This is a genomic window from Chthoniobacter flavus Ellin428, assembly GCF_000173075.1.
Classification (GTDB): domain Bacteria; phylum Verrucomicrobiota; class Verrucomicrobiia; order Chthoniobacterales; family Chthoniobacteraceae; genus Chthoniobacter; species Chthoniobacter flavus.
In genome coordinates this window covers 213,320-231,183 of record NZ_ABVL01000009.1, presented here as the reverse complement: position 1 = coordinate 231,183, position 17,864 = coordinate 213,320, and the positions used below count along the sequence as shown (strand labels likewise).

General features: G+C 61.5%; 17 protein-coding genes. 7 read left to right on the top strand and 10 right to left on the bottom strand.

All coding sequences use genetic code 11. The features are described 5' to 3' along the window. Positions 1–156 precede the first annotated feature (156 nt). Entirely contained in the window at positions 157–828 is a 672-nt protein-coding gene (locus CFE428DRAFT_RS16450) for a hypothetical protein (RefSeq protein ID WP_006980728.1), read from the top strand. A 792-nt stretch (positions 829–1,620) separates the two neighbouring features. After that, positions 1,621–2,691 (top strand): c-type cytochrome, encoded by a 1,071-nt coding sequence (locus tag CFE428DRAFT_RS16445; protein ID WP_006980727.1) that lies wholly within the window; start codon positions 1,621–1,623, stop codon positions 2,689–2,691. A gap of 126 nt (positions 2,692–2,817) precedes the next feature. Here CFE428DRAFT_RS16445 and CFE428DRAFT_RS38940 read toward each other — a convergent pair whose 3' ends face one another. Together CFE428DRAFT_RS38940 and CFE428DRAFT_RS16440 are read right to left on the bottom strand one after the other, a co-directional pair. Then, on the bottom strand, positions 2,818–3,273 hold the full coding sequence (locus CFE428DRAFT_RS38940; RefSeq protein ID WP_202797446.1) for a methyltransferase: 456 nt from the start codon (positions 3,271–3,273) through the stop codon (positions 2,818–2,820). After that, positions 3,204–3,989 (bottom strand): class I SAM-dependent rRNA methyltransferase, encoded by a 786-nt coding sequence (locus CFE428DRAFT_RS16440; protein ID WP_006980725.1) that lies wholly within the window; start codon positions 3,987–3,989, stop codon positions 3,204–3,206. Before CFE428DRAFT_RS16440 ends, CFE428DRAFT_RS38940 begins: the two co-directional genes overlap by 70 nt. 176 nt (positions 3,990–4,165) lie before the next feature. Between CFE428DRAFT_RS16440 and CFE428DRAFT_RS16435 the strand changes: the two genes are divergently transcribed. Both CFE428DRAFT_RS16435 and CFE428DRAFT_RS16430 read left to right on the top strand, forming a co-directional pair. Further along, on the top strand, positions 4,166–5,638 hold the full coding sequence (locus tag CFE428DRAFT_RS16435; RefSeq protein ID WP_006980724.1) for a trypsin-like peptidase domain-containing protein: 1,473 nt from the start codon (positions 4,166–4,168) through the stop codon (positions 5,636–5,638). 275 nt (positions 5,639–5,913) lie between these two features. Next, positions 5,914–7,158, top strand: a complete 1,245-nt coding sequence (locus CFE428DRAFT_RS16430; protein ID WP_042725130.1) for a D-alanyl-lipoteichoic acid biosynthesis protein DltD — start codon at positions 5,914–5,916, stop codon at positions 7,156–7,158. On the opposite strand, the gene CFE428DRAFT_RS16425 is transcribed toward CFE428DRAFT_RS16430, so the two are convergent. From CFE428DRAFT_RS16425 to rsmH, 4 genes are all read right to left on the bottom strand, one after another. Next, positions 7,155–7,514, bottom strand: coding sequence for a hypothetical protein (locus CFE428DRAFT_RS16425; protein WP_006980722.1), 360 nt, complete (start codon positions 7,512–7,514; stop codon positions 7,155–7,157). The two genes, CFE428DRAFT_RS16430 and CFE428DRAFT_RS16425, sit on opposite strands and share 4 nt — an antisense overlap. Before the next feature lie 36 nt (positions 7,515–7,550). Then, positions 7,551–8,081, bottom strand: a complete 531-nt coding sequence (locus CFE428DRAFT_RS16420; RefSeq protein ID WP_006980721.1) for a hypothetical protein — start codon at positions 8,079–8,081, stop codon at positions 7,551–7,553. 53 nt (positions 8,082–8,134) lie between these two features. Then, entirely contained in the window at positions 8,135–9,127 is a 993-nt protein-coding gene (locus CFE428DRAFT_RS16415; RefSeq protein ID WP_006980720.1) for a 2-hydroxyacid dehydrogenase, read from the bottom strand. A 144-nt stretch (positions 9,128–9,271) separates the two neighbouring features. After that, complete coding sequence (rsmH, locus tag CFE428DRAFT_RS16410; RefSeq protein WP_006980719.1) at positions 9,272–10,327, bottom strand: 16S rRNA (cytosine(1402)-N(4))-methyltransferase RsmH; 1,056 nt, start codon at positions 10,325–10,327, stop codon at positions 9,272–9,274. A gap of 169 nt (positions 10,328–10,496) precedes the next feature. Here rsmH and CFE428DRAFT_RS16405 point away from each other — a divergent pair, with 169 nt between their 5' ends. Further along, positions 10,497–11,750 carry a glucuronyl esterase domain-containing protein gene (locus CFE428DRAFT_RS16405; RefSeq protein ID WP_131989841.1) on the top strand — a complete coding sequence of 418 codons (1,254 nt, stop codon included), beginning with the start codon at positions 10,497–10,499 and terminating at the stop codon, positions 11,748–11,750. Positions 11,751–12,203: 453 nt separating this feature from the next. Here CFE428DRAFT_RS16405 and CFE428DRAFT_RS16400 read toward each other — a convergent pair whose 3' ends face one another. Next, positions 12,204–13,208 carry a ThuA domain-containing protein gene (locus CFE428DRAFT_RS16400; RefSeq protein WP_006980717.1) on the bottom strand — a complete coding sequence of 335 codons (1,005 nt, stop codon included), beginning with the start codon at positions 13,206–13,208 and terminating at the stop codon, positions 12,204–12,206. A gap of 348 nt (positions 13,209–13,556) precedes the next feature. Here CFE428DRAFT_RS16400 and CFE428DRAFT_RS33845 point away from each other — a divergent pair, with 348 nt between their 5' ends. Continuing rightward, entirely contained in the window at positions 13,557–14,054 is a 498-nt protein-coding gene (locus tag CFE428DRAFT_RS33845) for a zinc ribbon domain-containing protein (protein ID WP_131989840.1), read from the top strand. 38 nt (positions 14,055–14,092) lie between these two features. On the opposite strand, the gene CFE428DRAFT_RS16390 is transcribed toward CFE428DRAFT_RS33845, so the two are convergent. After that, positions 14,093–15,136 (bottom strand): aminopeptidase, encoded by a 1,044-nt coding sequence (locus CFE428DRAFT_RS16390; protein WP_042725180.1) that lies wholly within the window; start codon positions 15,134–15,136, stop codon positions 14,093–14,095. A gap of 25 nt (positions 15,137–15,161) precedes the next feature. Continuing rightward, positions 15,162–15,407: a hypothetical protein gene (locus CFE428DRAFT_RS16385; protein WP_006980714.1), complete on the bottom strand. Its 246-nt coding sequence runs from the start codon at positions 15,405–15,407 to the stop codon at positions 15,162–15,164. A 1,213-nt stretch (positions 15,408–16,620) separates the two neighbouring features. Between CFE428DRAFT_RS16385 and CFE428DRAFT_RS16380 the strand changes: the two genes are divergently transcribed. Continuing rightward, entirely contained in the window at positions 16,621–17,016 is a 396-nt protein-coding gene (locus CFE428DRAFT_RS16380) for a hypothetical protein (protein WP_131989838.1), read from the top strand. Between the two features lie 101 nt (positions 17,017–17,117). On the opposite strand, the gene CFE428DRAFT_RS16375 is transcribed toward CFE428DRAFT_RS16380, so the two are convergent. Continuing rightward, positions 17,118–17,864: a hypothetical protein gene (locus CFE428DRAFT_RS16375; protein WP_006980712.1), complete on the bottom strand. Its 747-nt coding sequence runs from the start codon at positions 17,862–17,864 to the stop codon at positions 17,118–17,120.

The window sequence follows — 17,864 nt, the reverse complement described above, 5'->3', positions numbered from 1 at the left end:
AGGAATTTGGCCGGGCGGAGGGTGCCCGCCACTTGTTTAAAAGAGAAGCGGAATCCATGCCCTGCCACAGTCATTGACGCCAGGAGCGAAAAGGGAGAAAAGACGCGGTCAGCCACGAGCTGGCCTTGGTCAGCAAACATCGAAAATAAACTTCTCATGCGCGCACCGTGCTCGTTCCTCCTGACGGCTGTTTTCGGGAAAGTATTCATTTTGCTGACGGCCGCGCTGTTTCTGCGACCGGTCGTCGTGCTGGCGGCGGCGGACGTCACGCCCGAGGGGCAGCATCTCGCGGCGATGCTCGATGCGATGCACGTGGAGGAGCATTGGATCGCGGGGGCGATTGTCGATTGGCGCACAGGAGACCCGACGGGCAAGCCTCTCAAAGAAGGCGATACGGGCAAGCACACGCACTGCAGCCAGTTTTCCGCGGCGGCTTGCGAGAAGCTCGGGATCTATATCCTGCGTCCGCCGGAGCACGGCGCGGTGTTGCTGGCCAATGCGCAGTTCGATTGGCTGTCCAGCGAAGGCCGGGCGAAGGGTTGGACGCCGGTGGCCGATGGCGTGGCGGCGCAGGATCTCGCGAATCGCGGACAGATCGTGGTCGCCGTTTGCCAAAATCACGACCCGAAGAAATCGGGGCACATCGCTATTGTTCGTCCCGGCAAAAAGACGCCGGTGCAGATCGCCGCCGAGGGGCCGGATGTGATCCAGGCCGGCGGGACGAATTACAATTCCGCGAGCTTGAAGCGCGGCTTTGCCAATCATCCCGACGCCTTTCCGAAGGGCGAGATTCGGTACTACATGCACCCGGTCGAGGCGGGCCGGTGAACCAACGACACGGCAGTCGCCGCTCAGTTAAACGCGGAGAGCGCAGCGCGGTGGAGCGGCAACCAAAGAAATTTTTAAACGCAGAGGCCCCAGCGCGGCGAAGCCGCAACCAAAGAATTTTTAAACGCAGAGGCCGCAGAGGCGCAGAGAAGAAGTGTCGAGGGGCAGGTGGAGTAAAACCGCGAATGAACGCGAATAGGGCGGCAAACGCAGTTTTCTATTCGCGTTTATTCGTGTCCATTCGCGGTTAAAAAATTTCCGCAAGCTGCGGACACTTTTCGGGTTAGCACTGCAGAGGCGCAGAGAAGAAGTGTAGAGGGGCTTGTGAAGTAAAAACCGCGAATGGACGCGAATACACGCGAATGGAAAACCGCGTTTGTTTCCTCTATTCGCGTTCATTGGCGTCCATTCGCGGTTCTTTTTTCCCTTTCGGGTACCCGGGTCTTGTCTCTCCTCTGCGGCCCTCGCGCGTTCTCGGCCGCGCTAACCGTGAAAATGGACGCAGCTTGCGTAGATTTTTGACCACGGATTTCAGGAGTGGAGATCGCCGCGGATTCTTTAATCCGTGAAATCCGAGAAATCCGTGGTTCATCTCCTCCCCAATCGAAAACCGCTTGGTTGCGGCTCTGCCGTCCAGCGTCCTCTGTTGAACGCTTGGGCATGGCGTGATTGCTGTTGTTCGGAGACGAATTTCGAGAATCCGTATAATTCATTTCGACGCAACGGGTTGATGCAAAGCGGTGAGTTGGATAGCCAGTACGGCAAACCCCGGCTCCCGAACCCAAAATCCTCGTGCTCAAATCCTGCTTCTCCCGATTGACGAAACTTTCCTCCGGAAATCGATTCCTCTTCCCCGCACTGCTCGCGGCGCTCTCGCCGGCTCTGGCCTTGGCGGAAGCTCCCTCGGGCGATGTGCCGCCGCCGTGGGCTTATGCGGTCGATCCCCCCGGAGTGAAGGCGCCGAAGGATGACGGCACGCTGCGCCATGTGCCGAACAGCACGCTCGCCTTGACGCTCAGCCAGGTGCGCGACGGATTCGTCGCGCCGGACTGGCATCCGGACGCGCACCCGCCGCTCGCGCCGATCGTCGCCCATGGCCGCAAGCCGGAGGTGATGGCCTGCGGCTATTGCCATCGCGCGGAAGGCACGGGCGGGCCGGAGAATGCCAGCGTCGCGGGATTGCCCGCCGCCTACATCATCCAGCAGATGGCGGATTTCAAAAGCGGCGCCCGGAGCACGTCGATGCCCGAGCGCGCCCCGCAGAAGAACATGATGGCGCTGGCCAAAAAACTGACGCCCGCGGAAGTCGAAGAAGCGGCGGCTTATTTCTCCAGCCTCAAGCTGCGCCCCATCATGCGGGTCATCGAGTCGGATATGGTGCCCGAGACCTATGTCCACGGCTGGCACCTCGCGAACCTCGACAACGGGAAGAAAGAACCGATCGGCCAGCGGATCATTGAGATGCCGGAGGACCTCGAGCAATTCGTGAGCCGGGATGCGCATTCGGTGTTCATCGCGTATGTGCCACCGGGGAGCATCGAGAAGGGCAAGGTTTTGGCTACGACCGGCGGCGGACGCACGATTCAGTGCACCATTTGCCACGGTCCTGATCTGCGGGGCTTGAGCCACATCGACACCGCGGCGGCCACGGGCAAAGTCGACGCCAGCGTCGCGTCGGGTTTCCAAGGGCCGATCCCGGGCATCGCCGGCCGTTCGCCGACTTACATCGTGCGCCAGCTTTTCGATATCCAGCACGGCGTCCGCGCCGGCGCAGGCACCGTGCTCATGAAGCCGACCGTGGAGAAACTGACGATGGAAGACATGATCGACCTCGCGGCCTACGCGTCTTCGCTGCAGCCGTAGGCTGTCGTTACGGCTTCGGAGGGATGCGCTCCTGCGCGTTCCCTCTCTTCCTCGTGGGTTGCCTCGAAAATTGGGGAACGCGCAGGAGCGCATCCCTCCGCGTAGGTGCCGCCACTACCGGGTCTCCTACCGCCCCGGCGCCAATTCGAAGAGCCACCCCTTGAGATACTCGGTCTCAGGGATGGTGGTGACGATCGGGTGATCGGCGCCTTGCGAGTAGTACTCCAACTGACGGAGCGTCTTCTTCGCGTCGACGGCGGCTTCGTTGATCACTTCCTTGAAAATCTCGCTGGTCACGTGGTGCGAGCAGCAGAAGGTGGCGAGCAGGCCATCGGTGTTCAGCAGCTTGAGCGCGCGCAGGTGGATCTCCTTGTAGCCGCGCATGGCGTCGCCGAGCTTGCCCTTGCTCTTGGTGAACGACGGCGGGTCGAGGATGATGAGGTCGTAACGGGCCTGCTGGCGCTCGAGGTCCTTGAGCAGGTCGAAGACATTGGCGGCGTAAGTTTCCACGTTCAGGTTGTTGCGCTGGGCGTTGCGGCGGACGAGTTCGATGCACTCGGCGCTGATCTCGACAGCTTGCACCTGGCTCGCGCCGGCCTTTGGCACAGGCGAGGGCCGAAGGCGCCCTGGTTGGTGAAGCAATCGAGCACCTTGCGCCCTTTGGCGTGGGCGGCGACGGCGGTGTAATTCGGCAATTGATCGAGATAAAAGCCGGTCTTCTGACCCTGCAGCAGGTCGATCTCGAAAGTGATGCCGTCGACGGAGATTTCGAAGGGGCCGGGCGCGGTGCCGGCGAGTACGCCGGTGTGCAATTCGAGGCCCTCGGCTTTGCGAATCGGGGCGTCGTTGCGCTCGATGATGGACTTTGGCTGGAGCAACCCCTGCAGCGCTTCGGTGAGCAGGGCTTTGCGCTGGTCCATGGCCAGGGTGAGCGTCTGCACCACGAGATGATCGCCGTAGCGATCGACGATCACCCCGGGCAAACCGTCGCTCTCGCTCCATACGAGGCGGCAGAGGCGTGGGTCGACGTTGCGTCGCGTGCGGTAATCGATCGCCTGCTTCAGGCGGCGTTGGAAAAAGTCGAGATCGAGATCCTGCCGCTGACGCGAAAAACGCCGGGCGACAATCTGCGACTGCGCATTGTAGATGGCCGAGCCGATCAGCCGGTCCTGGCCGTCCTTGAGCGAAACGACGTCGCCATTGGCCGGCTGGCCAAAGGTCTTCAGCACTTCGCTGGTATACACCCAATCGTGGCCGTGAAGGATGCGCGAGCGAGGTTTGATGATGAGTCCGGCCATAGGTGGGCGGGGAAGATAGGTGCGGATGGGGGAGGAGCCAAGGGGGAATGACGAATGGGGTATGCCAAATGACGAATGTTGACTCTTCCTTGCTCGCAATTTGACAACTTTGTGGCTACCGTAATGGCCCCTTTTGAACGGCCATTTCCGCGACCTGTCGAATGATTTCTCCCTCCATGCCCCTGCGTTTTTCCGCCCTGCTTTGTGTCCTCGCGGTGCTACCTCTGGCGGGGTTGCGGGCGGCGGATACTGAGAAGGATAAGGGGGCGGCGGCGCTGGGATTGCTGAAGGCGATCGATGAAGGGTTTGTGCAGGTTTACGAGAAAGTGGCGCCGTCGGTGGTGGTTATCGATGCCAGCAAACGGCCGCTGGATGATGAGGATGAGGTGCCGCGTGGGTTTGAGTTTTTCCTCGATGAGGGGCGGCAAACGCCGCGCGAGCCGGACAAAGACAGTGGCCCTAAATCGCCCAAACCGCCGGGAGTTCTGACGCGTAGCGAGGGCTCGGGCTTCGTCGTGCGGGCGGATGGATACATCATTACGAACCAGCACGTGGTCGCGGACGCGGAGAAGCTCACCGTGCGGCTCAAGGATGGCCGCACGCTGCCCGGCAAAGTGGTCGGGACCGATGACCGGACGGATATCGCGGTGGTGAAGGTCGATGCGAAGGATTTGCCGACCGTGGAGTGGGGCGACAGCGAGAAGCTGCGGGTCGGGCAACTCGTGTGCGCCATTGGGGCGCCGTTTAGCCAGGACTACAGTTTTACCGTGGGCTGGGTGAGCGGGAAGAATCGCACGAATCTCCTCGGGCCGACTTCGACGACGATCCTTTACGAGGATTACATCCAGACCGATGCCTTCATCAACCCGGGCAACAGCGGTGGCCCGCTCTTCGACGTGGAAGGAAAGATCGTGGGCATGAATACGCTCATCAATGGGATCGGGCACCAGCTCGCTTTCGCCATTCCTTCGGCGATGTTGCAGGATGTGGGGCAGCAACTCATCGCCACGGGCAAGGTGCAGCGGCCGTGGCTGGGGATCCGCATCGAGACCCTGGCGGACAATGCCACGCTGCGCGCGCATTTGACCGGGATCGAGCAGGGCGTGGTGGTCGATACCGTGGAGGCCGACGCCCCGGCCTACAAGAGCGACCTGCGGCCGGCGGACGTGATCACCGAAGTTGACGGCGTGAAGGTGAACTCAGCGCACGATCTGCAGCGGATGATTTTGAAAAAGAAGATCGGCCAGGCGGTGCATCTCACGGTGTGGCGTGGCGGGACCATCCTGCAGATTGCCGTGGCCACGGGAGAATTGCCGACCGAAGTGACCAAGGTCGCCAATGTCGCGCCATCGAAGGAAGGGCCGGCGGCCAAGGCGGAGACGCTTGGGCTGAAACTGCGCGATGGAAAACCGAAAGGAGCGCAAGTGGTGAGTGTGGCCGCGGGCAGCCCGGCGGCACATGCGGAGATTTTTCCGGACGACCTGGTCACTGAGGTGGAGGGCAAGCCGGTGAACGACGCGGCGGGTTGCGTCTCGGCCATCACCACCGGCCTCGTGACGAAGGGGAACAAAGGCATCCTGCTCAACGTGGAGCGTCAGGGCCGGCGCGCCTTTGTGATTCTGAATCCGCACCTGCCCTCGTTCCCTTGATGAGCTGAAGACTTTCCTTGGTTGGGGCGGCCGGTGCTGCATGAGCAGCACCGGCCGTTGTTGTCAAAGTGGAAAGTGAGAGTGGAGAGTGGAAAGGGAGGGCGCGTTCCTGGGAGCGGCGACTTTCCAGTCGCCGACCTAAAGCCTTCGGCCCGAAGGGCCCTCACGATGGGGCACCGCCGGCGCGGTGCAGGGCGACCGGAAAATCGCCCTTCCCACGACGCCCAGCGGATTCGGATTGCAACCCGCTCATTTCGCGCAATTTTCAGCGCTGCATGAATTCTCCTGATCGTCGAGCCGCACGGCCGCATCTGCGGGCGGCAGCGCTCGCGCTGGCGCTGGCCGCGTTGGGCCTTGCCGGGGAGTGGTGGCATATGCGCCGCATCGAGCAGCAGCTCTTGCCCGTGGTGACGGCGGAAAATTCGAACCTCAAGGATCTGGGGATCGTATGGCAGGAGGAGACCTTTGCCCGGCCGGATGTGCTGCCGCTTTACGGGAGCTCGGAGCTCATCAAGCGGGCGCCCAACAAGGCGAGCCAGTTCTTCGCCAGTTACCCCACGGGGTTCGTGGTGTCGCCAGTGGGCCGGCCGAGTTGTACTTCGTTGGTTTTGCTGGAAAAGCTCGCCGCTTCCGCGAGCCAGGCCAAGGGGCACAAAGTCGTGCTCTGCGTCTCGCCGAGTTGGTTTGTGGTGAAGGGGGCGAACCATGATGGCTTTGGTGGCAATTTCTCCATGATGCAGGCGAGCGAACTCTTTTTCAGCGCGCCGCTGAGCATGCAGCTCAAGCATGCCATTGCCGGGCGGATGCTGCGCTACTCCGAGGTTTTCAATAAATCCCCCGTGCTCGCGGTGGCGGTGCGAGGACTGGCCAGCGACCGCTTGCAGGACCGGTTGCTCTACTATGCGTGCATGCCGTTCGGCCGCTTGCAAAACGTGGTCTACCGGCTGCAGGATCATTTTGAAGTGATCGATCATCTGAAGGACGATCGCTGGTTGCGCCACATGCCCGAGCGTCACGAAGTGAATCCGGACTGGGATGCGTTACTGGCGGCGTCGCGGCAGCAATGGAGGCCCTTGCCCGACGACGTGAACGAACCGGAACGGACAAAGGTCTTCACCGGCGACGGGATGTTCCTCCAGTCGCTCCAGCACTCCTACGAATGGGGCGACATGGAATTGCTCCTGCGCACGGCCCGGGAACTCGGCGTCGATCCGCTGCTGCTGAGCATCCCGATCGAATACGCGCACTTCGAGCACATGGGGGTCTCGGCCAATGCCATTGATGCCTACGCGTGGCGGCTGAATGAATTTGCCCAACGCTACCAAATCCCTGTCGTGGACTTCGCGGACTTCGGCGACGACCCGCGATTTTTCGCCGATCACTTCGGCCACCCGAGCGGCGCGGGTTGGCTTTATATCGACCGCGCGCTGGACGATTTCTACCACGGCCGCCCGTCGCGCCAGCGCACGACCTTGCCCAGTGATCCGGAGATGCCGCCGGGCGAAATGGACAACCGTTAGTAGTCCTCGGACTGGTCGCCTTCGGCTTCCTCGGTCAGCGCCTTGGTCAGGGACTCCTGGAACATCAGGAAACGCTTCGTGACGAAGAGCGGGTCACGTTGCTCGCGCGGGTCGACGAACGCCTCGAGGAATTCCTCGATGGTCATTTCCTCGTAATCCTCGGCATCCGTTTCCCACAGGCGATCGGCAAAGGCGACCTTGTGCGTGGCTTCGAAACAGCAGAGCGCCAACTCGAAGTCGAGGTCGTCAAATTCATCGCCGAAGAGTTCTACAATGCGCGTCGTGGCATCACATTGGATCAGGTCATCGCTGATGAAGTGGATGATGCTGATGAACGAAGTGACGTAGTAACTCATGGTTGTGCGGAACGGCGGACGATAGGGCAGGGCGGCTTACTTGGCTGGAGTGGCGGCGGCGAGGAAATCGAGGAACTTTTTGCGCGAATCCTTCACCAGCGCGGAGGGGCCGGTCATCTTGACGAAGATATTGCCTTCCGGATCTTCGATGATGGCGCCGAGCAGGGCGTAATTCTCGTGGCTGGTGGCGGGCGGGCCACCGGCCATGCCGCCGCTGGAATAGGTGCCTTCGGCCGAGACGATCGTCACCTTCTTGCCGGCGATCTCCTCGGACTCGACCTTGGCCGCGTTTTCATTGCCGCGAAACTGGCTCACCCAACGTTGGGCATTCGCCTGGATATCCCCGCCGCTGCCGGCGCCGAAATAAAAGAAAGTGACCTCGGCCGATTCGCCCTTGGCGCCGGGGATGCTGAGCTGCGCCTTGCGCATCGGGGAACTCACCTCCACCCAAGTCCAATCCGCCGGACGCTTGAAAGTGAGGCCGCCCACCGGAAAGGTAGCGGGGTCTTCAGCACGCAGGGAGACGGCGCCGAGGAAGCACAGGGCAAGGAGGGCGAGGCGTTTCATAGGGCAGCTTGTGTAGAGCCGACAGGCCATGCGCGCAAGGAAAGACCCGGTCCTTATTTGACGGGCGGGGTGTTCGCACAGCGGCCGCTGGTCTCGAATTCCGTGAGATTGGCGATGGTCGTGGCGGCGATGTTGTCCAGCGCGTTGCGGGTGAAAAAGGCCTGATGCCCAGTGATTAACACATTTGGGAAGGTGAGCAGCCGGGTGAAAATATCGTCGGCGATGATCTGGTCCGACAGGTCCTCGAAGAAGAGATCGCCCTCCTCTTCGTAGACGTCGAGCCCGAGGTAGCCGACCCGGCCGGATTTCAGCGCCTCGATGACCGCCAGGGTATCGATGAGCGCCCCGCGGCTGGTGTTGATGATCATCACGCCGTCCCGCATTTTCGACAGCGCGTCACTGCTGATGAGGTGATGGTTCTCCGGCGTGAGCGGACAGTGCAGGGAGATGATATGGGCCGTGCGGAAGAGATGATCGAGTTCCACGAATTCGACGCCCAGCGCCGTGCATTCCGCATTGGGGAAGGGATCGTATGCGATGACCTGGCAGCCGAGGCCGAGGAGGATTTTCGCGGTAATCGCGCCGATTTTGCCGCTGCCAATCAGGCCGACGGTGCGGCCGTGGAAGTCGAATCCCAACAGACCATCGAGCGAGAAATTTCCCTCACGGATGCGATTGTAAGCGCGGTGAATCTGCCGATTGAGCGTGAGCATCAGCGCCACGGTGTGTTCCGCCACGGCGTATGGCGAATAGGCGGGCACGCGTCCCACGCCGATGCCGAGCCGGGCGGCAGCCGCGAGGTCGACATTATTGAAGCCCGCGCAACGCAGGGCAATGAACCGCACGCCCAGCCTGGCCAGTTCCTCGAGCACTTCGGCATCGACCGTGTCATTCACAAAGACGCAAACCGCATCCGAGTCCTTCGCGAGCGCGGCGGTCTCGGCGGTCAAATGCGGCTCAAGGAAACGCAAATGATGTCTGCCCTCATTGACCGTGAGAAAAGACGCTTGATCGTATTTTTTCGTGCTGAAAAAGGCGACGTTCATGAGAAAAGTTGAGAGTTGAGGGTTGAGAGTTGAGAGCCACGGTGAGTGGGCGTGGGCGGGTGCGTATCGAGAATTCTTACCAGAGTGAGTTTGGAGTTGGCTGGAGATATCGCCATACAAAAACCGGCTCTCAACTCTCAACCATCAGCTCTCAACTTTCCTCCCAACCGCCCAGCGTAGCTTCGCGCTGGCGGAGCGCGGATTGGCCCGCAGTTCCTCGGCTCCCGGACGCAGGACGTCGCGGGCGATTTCGGAGTAGAGGCCTTCCTGGAGGCCGGTCTTGAAGGCGTGCTTCACGCGGCGGTCTTCGCCGGAATGGAAAGTGAGGATGGCGATGCGTCCGCCGGGGCGCAGGCATTGCGGGAGGTGGCGCAGGAAGGTGTCGAGCGCGCTGAATTCGTCGTTCACCGCGATGCGCAGGGCCTGGAAGACGCGGCGGATGGTGTCGTTGGGTTCGATGCGGGGGAGCGAGGCGAGCGCGGTGCGGATGACCGTGGCGAGCGCGGTGGTCGTGGTGATCGGGGTGCGGGCCTGGGCATCGAGGATCGCGCGGGTGAGGAGCGCGGCGTTCGGTTCGTCGGCGTTTTCCGTGAGAAGTTGCTCGAGTTTGGCGGCGTTGATCGTTGCGAGCAGGGCGGAGGCGGGCTGTCCGCGCTCGGGGTTCATCCGCAAGTCGAGCGGGCCCTCGACTTTGAAGGTGAAACCACGCGACGGGTTGTCGATCTGCATCGAGGACAGGCCGAGGTCGGCGAGGATGATGTCGGCGCCTTCGGGCGCTTCGCGGGCAATCAGTGCGGGGAGGCCGGCGTAGTTCACGCGTTGCGCGGTGAAAACGTCCGGGCCGAAGCCAAGCGCGCGCAGGCGCGCTTCGGTCTTGGGCAATTCGAGCGGGTCGACGTCGAGGCCGATGAGGCGTCCTCCAGGCGTGATCCGTTGCAGGATTTCCCGCGAGTGCCCGCCGTAGCCGAGCGTGGCGTCGACGGCGAATTCGCCCGGCTTCGGCGCGAGGATTTCCATGATCTCGGAGACCATGATCGGTCGATGCATGCCGGCGGGTGTCTTGCCGCTGGCCAGCACTTTCTCGACATCGGTCGCATAGCGATCCGGCTGGTGCTCCTTGTATTTCTCGTGGAAATGCCGCGGGTTTTTCCCCGAATAGCGAGGGCGTCGGCGCGGCTTTTCTGGCACGGGATCAGTCATTGCGGAGATGGGCTTGGGAATATGGGAAAGCGGCCATCAGGATGCCATGCGAATGGGGAAGTGTTCAAATCTTCCTCGCCCACATTTGCGATTGGCGTGGGGACCGATTCTCCGTTTACGCTGGCCCATGCTTTCGCGCTTTCCCCTCGCTGCCACTCTTTTCGCGCTCATGACTACTGCCGCCGCGCTCAGCGCCGCTGAACCGTCTTTTCCCGATCCCCAATCCCTGCCCGTGCACACTGCGTTGCCCGACCCGCTCGTCCTGACCGATGGCCAGCCCGTGACCACGCGTGAAGCGTGGTCGGAAAAGCGCGCCCCGGAATTGCGCGCGCTCTTCCAGCACTACGAGTACGGCGCTTTCCCGCCGCCCGCGAAAGTCATGGCGAAAGTTCTGCGGGAGGACAAGGCGGCGCTCGGCGGCAAGGCGACGCTGCGCGAGATCACGCTTTCGCTTTCGCAGCCGGAAGGCACGGAGATCCATCTGCTGCTGGTCACGCCGAACGACGCGAAGAAGCCGTCGCCAGTCTTTCTCGGCTTGAACTTCAACGGCAACCACGCGCTGCTGCCCGATCCGCAAATCTTTGTGCCGCCGACCTGGAAGTCGCACAAGGGCCAGACGCTGGAGCAGAGCCGCGGTTCGGAGTTTGATACCTGGGCAGTGGATCAAACGATCGCGCGCGGTTACGCCCTGGCGACATTCTGGAACAGCGAAGTGGTGCCCGATGACAAGGACGCCGCGGAAGCGATGCTGAAAAAATTCCGTCCGAGTGGTTCCGCCGAACGCGGACCGAGTGACACCGCGACCATCGCCGCGTGGGCCTGGTGCCTGAGCCGGGCGGTGGATTATCTCGTGACCGATCCGACGATCGATGCCAGGCGCATCGCTGTCGTCGGCCATTCGCGCAACGGCAAGACCGCACTGGTCGCCGCGGCGTTTGATGATCGTATTGCTCTCGCGGTCCCGAGCCAGGCGGGTTGCGGTGGCACCGCGCCCTGCCGGGTTTCCGAGGAGTTGGCGAAGGAAGGACCCAACGGCCGCCCGACCGTGGAGACCGTGCGGCAGATCAACAAATCCTTCCCACACTGGTTCTGCGGCAACTTCAAAGCCTTCAACGACGAACCCGCGCGCCTGCCTTTCGATCAGCACGAATTGATCGCCCTCTGCGCACCGCGCCCGGTATTCCTCTCCTGCGCGACGGAAGATGTGTGGGCCAATCCATCCGGCCAGTTCGAGATGCTGCGCGCCGCCGACCCGGTCTACAAGCTGGTTGCCGGCGATGGTCTTGGCGCCACGCAAATGCCGGAGGTCAGCAAGCCACTGCCGAGTCGCTTGGGGTATTACATCCGCCCGGGGAAGCATTCGATGACCCGGTCCGATTGGGCCGTTTGGCTCGACTACGCGGATAAGTGGCTTCGGCCCTGAGGGCGGATGAGTTGATAGTTGATAGTGGATAGTTGATAGCCACCGCTGGTGTGCGTGGATGGCTAGCCATGCCGCGCGTCTCTCAAGTTGCGTGGCTTGGCGTGGTAGCATTTTGTAGTGCGGCGAAGGTGCTGCCGCGTCCCCCGCGTGTCATTCTGAGCGAAGTGACCCGATGGTGAGGTGGCGGGGCACGGAGTCGAAAGCCGAGCGAGCGAGACGCCTATGGGACTGCGGGGCAAACCCCGCCGCTTTACCAGCGATAGTCTCCGGTAAAGCGGCGGGGTTCTTCGACTGCGCTCCGGTCGTTACACTCCCTGCACTCCGCTCAGAATGACCGCGGGGAGGGGACACGCTTTTCAAAAAAAGAGAAAGCCGGTTTTGGCCTGCGACGTGGCAGGCCGAAAACCGGCTCTCAACACTCAACTATTAACTCTCAACCAGGCCGCTGCGGTCCTACTTAACTTCCGGATTCGGCGTGGCGCTGCCTTCGGCGAGGCCGAGCGCCCACTTGATGCCGCCCAGGATGTGCGCCTGGTACTGCTTGCTGATTTCCGGCGGGTTGACGCGGCCTTTCATGTTCGGGTCGTCGCTCCACAGGTCTTCGCGGTGGCCGAGCGAGGTGTAGAAGACACGGCCTTTGCCGGCCATCTTGCACCAGGAGACGGGGAAGAAGACCTGCAGCGAGGTTTCGTTCGGGTCATGGCGCATGAACCACAGCATGTGCACCTTCGAGCGGTCCTGGCTCTTGATGTGATACATCTCTTCCTGCTTGATGTTCCAGCTCTCGCCGATGCCGGCATTGGCCGGGTGCTGCTTGTCCGCCGCGATGAGATCGGCGGGCACCTGCGCGTGGTGCGTTTCAAATTCGCCACCGAGCATCTCGATGTAGGCGGGGAAGTGGTGGAAGGTATCGCTGCCGCTGTGCATCGCGGCGAAGGCGTGACCGTCTTCGATCCACTTGATGAAACCATCCTTGTCGGGCAACGGCAGGTCGCCGGTGGTGTTGGCGAAGATGACCATGTCGATCTTGTTCGCGGCGAGATTGGCCGGGCTGACCTTCTCGAGGCTCTTGCTCATGGCCGCGTCGAATTCCGCCTGCTTCGCCTTTACGTCCTTCTCGAAATCCGGCGTCCACTTGGCCATCTCGGCCTCATATTTCTTCATGTCCGCGTCATACTTGGCCTTGGCTTTTTCGTCGGCATTCGGCGCGAGATCTTTCGGCTTGTTCGGCTTGCGCGGCACCTGGACATCCGGTTGGCGTGCGAAATCCACCACGGTGTAGACCTTGGATTCCTCACCGAGCTTTTTCAGCGTCTCTTCCGCGTAGGGAATCGAGCTGTGGCGGAAGCCGGTGGTCGTGGTCACGACGAGCACGCGCTTGGCTTCCGCGGCGAAGGAGGAGAACGCCGGACTCGCGGCGAGCGCGAGCACGAACAGGAGACGGAGGGTTTTTTTCATAGAGAGTAGGGAGGAAGAATTTGAGACGAGTCGCTACGCCTAAGCCATTACCCGTGGTGGTGACAAGGCTTAGAGGATGTACCGAAAATCCGACGAACGGAATTTTGACCATGGATGACGCGGATTTCACGGATTCTCAGGGTCCCCTCTTTTCCAAAATCCGTGCAATCCGCGAAATCCGTGATCCTTCCTCCACTCAAAATGGATCTCGCTACACCCTCTTAGAGACTGTGAAGTAAACTGGCGGAAAGAGGGCTGCAGCCCGCGAATGACACCGATGACGCGAATGGAAGAGATCTTGATTCGTGTCATCCGCGTGATTCGCGGGCACTTTGGAACCGCTTAGCCTTGTCTTGCCGCGTCGGAGGCGGGCAGGGTGAGGCGATGCAGATCGTCCCGTGCCGCCAGTGCCAAGCTCTCGTCGATGCCGAATGGCCCAGGTGCCCGGCGTGTGGCGCGATCCAGCCTGGCCTCGCCGAGATCGAGCCGAAGGGTTACGAGTGGGAGAGCAAAGGCCAATGGATGGGCCTGCCGCTGGTGCATATCGCCTTTGGTTACGATTCGAAGGGGCAGGCACGCACCGCGCGCGGTATCGTGGCGATCGGGCAGCGGGCCATCGGTGGCGTGGCGATCGGGATCATCGCCGGCGGATTCGTCTCGATCGGTATTGTGTCCGCGGGCATTTTTTCGCTCGGTGTGGTGAGCGTCGGCGCGATCATCGCCGGGGGCGTGAACGCGTTTGGCGCGCTGTCGATTGGCGTGGTGGCCGTCGGTTACAAAGTCGGCGGTGTGGCGACGTTTGGCTCGAAGGTGATGTTCTCGGCGATGAAAGGGGCGGTACAATAACGGTGGGGGCACGCTCCTGCTCTGCCCTACTAGTCATTTTAACGCATCAGCCGTGCGCGACGTTCTTTCTTCGAGAGATACCGCATCTTCTCCACGTCGGCGTAGAAGGCGTGCAGGTTGCCGTGTTCCCGGGCCATCAGGCGCTCGAAGCCGGGAACGAGATCGTAATAGGTGGACACGGTATTCAGCCGCGCGTTGTTCCAGGGCTTGGTGAAGGCGCGATCGTAAAGCGAGAAACCCGGGTGCTGGCTGCGAATCCCGAGATACCCGGTGTGCAGCTCCGCTAAGAGTGCGGCCTTGCGCTCCCGCATTTGCGCCGGGGAAAGATCCTGGCGCGCATAGAGGCCGCGCAATTTCTCCCGCGTCGCGAGAAGCAGGGCGACGACCTCCCGGTCGTTCGTCAGCGATGTCTCGTAACGCGCGAGTTCGGCGCGATCGCCCTTCGCCGTGAGCCAGCGGCGGACAGCCATCTCGGCATTTGCCGTGGCGAAGGCTTCGTTGAAATCGCTGTCGCCCGGGAGGAAAAGCTTCACGTGAGTGAGCTCGTGAAAGATGACCTCCGCGAGCTCGGCGTCGGTGCGTTGGAAAAAGGTGTTCAGCACCGGATCGTGAAACACGCCCAGCGTCGAGTACGCCTCGACGCCGCCGGCGTAGACTTCCAGTCCCTGGGCCTTGAGCCGCTTCACCTCCCCGCGCGCGTCCTTTTCCGAAAAGTAGCCGCGATACTCCAGACGCCCGACGAATGGATACCACCACGTCTTGCCCTCGACGGAAAACTCCGGCGCGGCGAAGAGCACCCACGAGACATAGCGCCGCCCGAGATCGGTGTAGCGGGTGTATTGGTGATTGGCCGGCAGCTCGAGCCGCGTGCCCGCGAAGTGCCGCGCATCCTCGACCACGGCGAGCTTGCGCTTCACCCGCGCCGGCACGCGATCATCCGCCATCACTACGGATATCGGCCGTGCCTTGCGCAGGATCTCCGCCTGCCCATCGATAGCTTGCGAGTAATACCCGATGGTGCTGCAACCCGACGTGACGAGCGCAACGAGACCAGCGACCAATGCGGCCAGGAGCCGCGGCATTCCATCCGCCCGCATCAAACGTGAACTAGGTATTGGCGGCAGAGGGAGTGGACTGGTTGTTGTGGCGCTCTGCCCGGATCTGCTTCCATTTTTGCAATTGCTGCGGGGTCAGGAGGGGTTTGATTTGCTGAAACGAGGCGGCGAAAATTTGCCGCATGTTCTTCCGCTTTTGCGCCTCGGGCAAGGACGTGTTGGCGCGCAACGCTTTCGCATCCGCGACGGCCTTTTCGATGATCGGGCTTGATCCTTTGCCCCCCTGCGCCGGGGTCAAAGGACAGCTCCTGCTTGAGCTTTTGAAAACGCCGCTCGCCCGCTTGCTTTCCCTGGCCCTTGCGGGGTGTCGCGCTCGGTGTGGCCGATGGCGTGGACTGAGCCGGTGTGGAGGAGGCCGACGGAGGAAGAGAGTTGCCGGGAGGTGTGGGCGGAAGCGGATCCGTCGCGCGCAAATCGACGGCGGAAAGCTGACCGGGCAGAAGGAGAAGAGCCGTGGCGGCGGAAACAAGAAAAACGGATTTGTTCATGACAATGGATTCAACACGCATTCGCCCGAAGGGTCTCACGCGAGCGGCGGCGTTAGTAATTCAACCGTGTGACCGTCCAGGAGACAATCAGACTATGTGACAATGAGTGGGCTGCCTTCCCATGGTCCCATTGTCTCCCTGTCCGATTGTCTTTCTCCTCCGCGTCTCTGGGTTTTTAGATTTTCCCTCCGGGTCGAGGAAACATGCCGGATTGCGTATGCGTTAGACAACCGCGAGGCATCGGGGGATTCGATTCCTTCTATGATGAGAGCAGATGCGACCAGAGGATCTCAAATCGACCTGCGCCGCACCGGTGATAAGTGGCTTCTCGAAGTCGACCACAAGCCGGTGATGATCACCCGCGACGGGCGCTGGTTGCGGCGGTTTACCGCTCGGATGCGACGCGCCTTGCCCGCCGGATGGCGAAAGTAGCCGATAGTAGCCGCCCCGCGGGATCGCTTCCCGAGAGATTTCGGAACGCTCGGCGAGCGTTCCCTACCCAAAGGGGACGGCGCTGCCGCTAAGAGACTGTGAAAAAAGTGCCCGCGAATTACGCGAATGACACGAATGGGCGTATTTTTCATTGGCGTCATCTGTGTGATTCGCGGGCCAAATAATCTCGCTGCCGCTTTATTTCACAGTCTCTAAGTTCGAGAATCTCACAGATGCGATAGTTAACTAAAAACGCTAGTTGAAGCGCTCCTCGTGCGTCCGCATTCGATCATAAGCCCGTTCATTAGCTCTCTCCGCCTCCACCTGCCGGCGTAGCGTCTCGCCCAAGGCGAAAAACCGCCGGGCCGCCGGCGAGCGTGGGCGCCGGGGTCGGCGGGGAATCTGCAAAGGCAACTCGCGTTGACATTCGCTCACATCCTCTGAATCGCTTGGAACGCCGAGAATGAGGGTATTTGCGCAAATTGCCCGAGTTGCCACACGCGCGGAATCGGGCTGTCGCGAAAGTAGGGTATGAAATGCCATCCGACGATTCTGGGTGTGGTTCTCATCTTTGGCCTGGCATCGTCCGCGTGGTGTCATCCCTCGCACGCCTCGCGCCGGCACCGGCATCACGTGCGGCGGCCTATCGTTTCGAAAAGCATGATGGCCAGCCTGGAGGCATCTTCCGAGAAATCGGAGGCGGATGAAGAAGCGCGTTACGAGGCCGTCAAGGCTGAGGCGAAGGCCGATCCGCGGATTCGGGAATTGAAGGAAAAATCCGACTCCGCCGAGAGCGACGAAGCCGCGCGCGCGGCGTCCATCGCCTATTACCACGCGCTATATCAGCGCATCCGCGACACCGACCAATCGTTGACCGAAAGAGCGAACCTCGCGGAGGAGGCCGTTGTCCGCCGTTTCACGCGGTGATAGAGCCTCTGATTAGTATTCAGTGATCAGTGGTTAGTAATCAGTCAGAATACGCCTTACTGACTGATTACTGATTACTGATTACTGATCTCGTCCCCATCCTACGGCGTCTTATCGTCCGCGGCGAGCGTGTAGCCGAGCAGGGTGGTGGCCTTGACCACCCGGCCGAGTTGGTCGACGTGGCATTCCAGCAGGGTCTGGCCGTTGCTTTCCACGGTAACGAGATAGGTATCCATCGTCCCGCCCGGCACTTCCAGGGTCGACTGCCGCGCCTTCACCTGCACGGCTGAGGCGACGCTTTTCGTCTCGATGGGCAACATCGCGGCGTCGACGCCCACCTGTTCCAGCGCGGCCCGGGCGCCCTTTTCATCCAGCGTATAGTCCTGCCGCTCGATGACCCCATTGCTCGCCTGCAATTCGTAATGGGCGATGTTTTCCTTCGGAATCACTTTGATATACGAGACCAGATCGGCCGGCACGTGGCTGTGCACGGAAAGGGTGAATTGTTTGACGTTGAGCAACTTGTCCATTTGCAACTCGCCACTCCAGGCGATGCGCTCGCGCTTCGCTCCGGGGATCAGGACCTGCAATTCGCCGTTGAACTTCAGGTTACGCTCCTGCCGGTCCTTGCCGGTCTCCGGTTCGATGTTCAAATGGCCGAGCGGCAGCTTGTCGCTGTAGATGTTCAGCTGCGACAGGGCGGGGTGCATGAACATGAGCTTCACCACGTGCGTCGGCGGGACCTCGCGCAACGCCGAGTCGTCCGGCCGCAATTGCTGGTGCACCAGCAACCCAGTCATCGTCAGCCAGAAGACCACGATGAAGATGATGGCGGTGCGGTAGAGCAT

Coding starts and splice junctions, on each gene's coding strand:
- CFE428DRAFT_RS16450 (WP_006980728.1), top strand. CDS start 157: ATGCGCGCACCGTGCTCGTTCCTCCTGACGGCTGTTTTCGGGAAAGTA.
- CFE428DRAFT_RS16440 (WP_006980725.1), bottom strand. CDS start 3,989: ATGGCCGGACTCATCATCAAACCTCGCTCGCGCATCCTTCACGGCCAC.
- CFE428DRAFT_RS16435 (WP_006980724.1), top strand. CDS start 4,166: ATGCCCCTGCGTTTTTCCGCCCTGCTTTGTGTCCTCGCGGTGCTACCT.
- CFE428DRAFT_RS16430 (WP_042725130.1), top strand. CDS start 5,914: ATGAATTCTCCTGATCGTCGAGCCGCACGGCCGCATCTGCGGGCGGCA.
- CFE428DRAFT_RS16425 (WP_006980722.1), bottom strand. CDS start 7,514: ATGAGTTACTACGTCACTTCGTTCATCAGCATCATCCACTTCATCAGC.
- CFE428DRAFT_RS16420 (WP_006980721.1), bottom strand. CDS start 8,081: ATGAAACGCCTCGCCCTCCTTGCCCTGTGCTTCCTCGGCGCCGTCTCC.
- CFE428DRAFT_RS16415 (WP_006980720.1), bottom strand. CDS start 9,127: ATGAACGTCGCCTTTTTCAGCACGAAAAAATACGATCAAGCGTCTTTT.
- rsmH (WP_006980719.1), bottom strand. CDS start 10,327: ATGACTGATCCCGTGCCAGAAAAGCCGCGCCGACGCCCTCGCTATTCG.
- CFE428DRAFT_RS16405 (WP_131989841.1), top strand. CDS start 10,497: ATGACTACTGCCGCCGCGCTCAGCGCCGCTGAACCGTCTTTTCCCGAT.
- CFE428DRAFT_RS16400 (WP_006980717.1), bottom strand. CDS start 13,208: ATGAAAAAAACCCTCCGTCTCCTGTTCGTGCTCGCGCTCGCCGCGAGT.
- CFE428DRAFT_RS16390 (WP_042725180.1), bottom strand. CDS start 15,136: ATGCCGCGGCTCCTGGCCGCATTGGTCGCTGGTCTCGTTGCGCTCGTC.
- CFE428DRAFT_RS16380 (WP_131989838.1), top strand. CDS start 16,621: ATGAAATGCCATCCGACGATTCTGGGTGTGGTTCTCATCTTTGGCCTG.
- CFE428DRAFT_RS16375 (WP_006980712.1), bottom strand. CDS start 17,864: ATGCTCTACCGCACCGCCATCATCTTCATCGTGGTCTTCTGGCTGACG.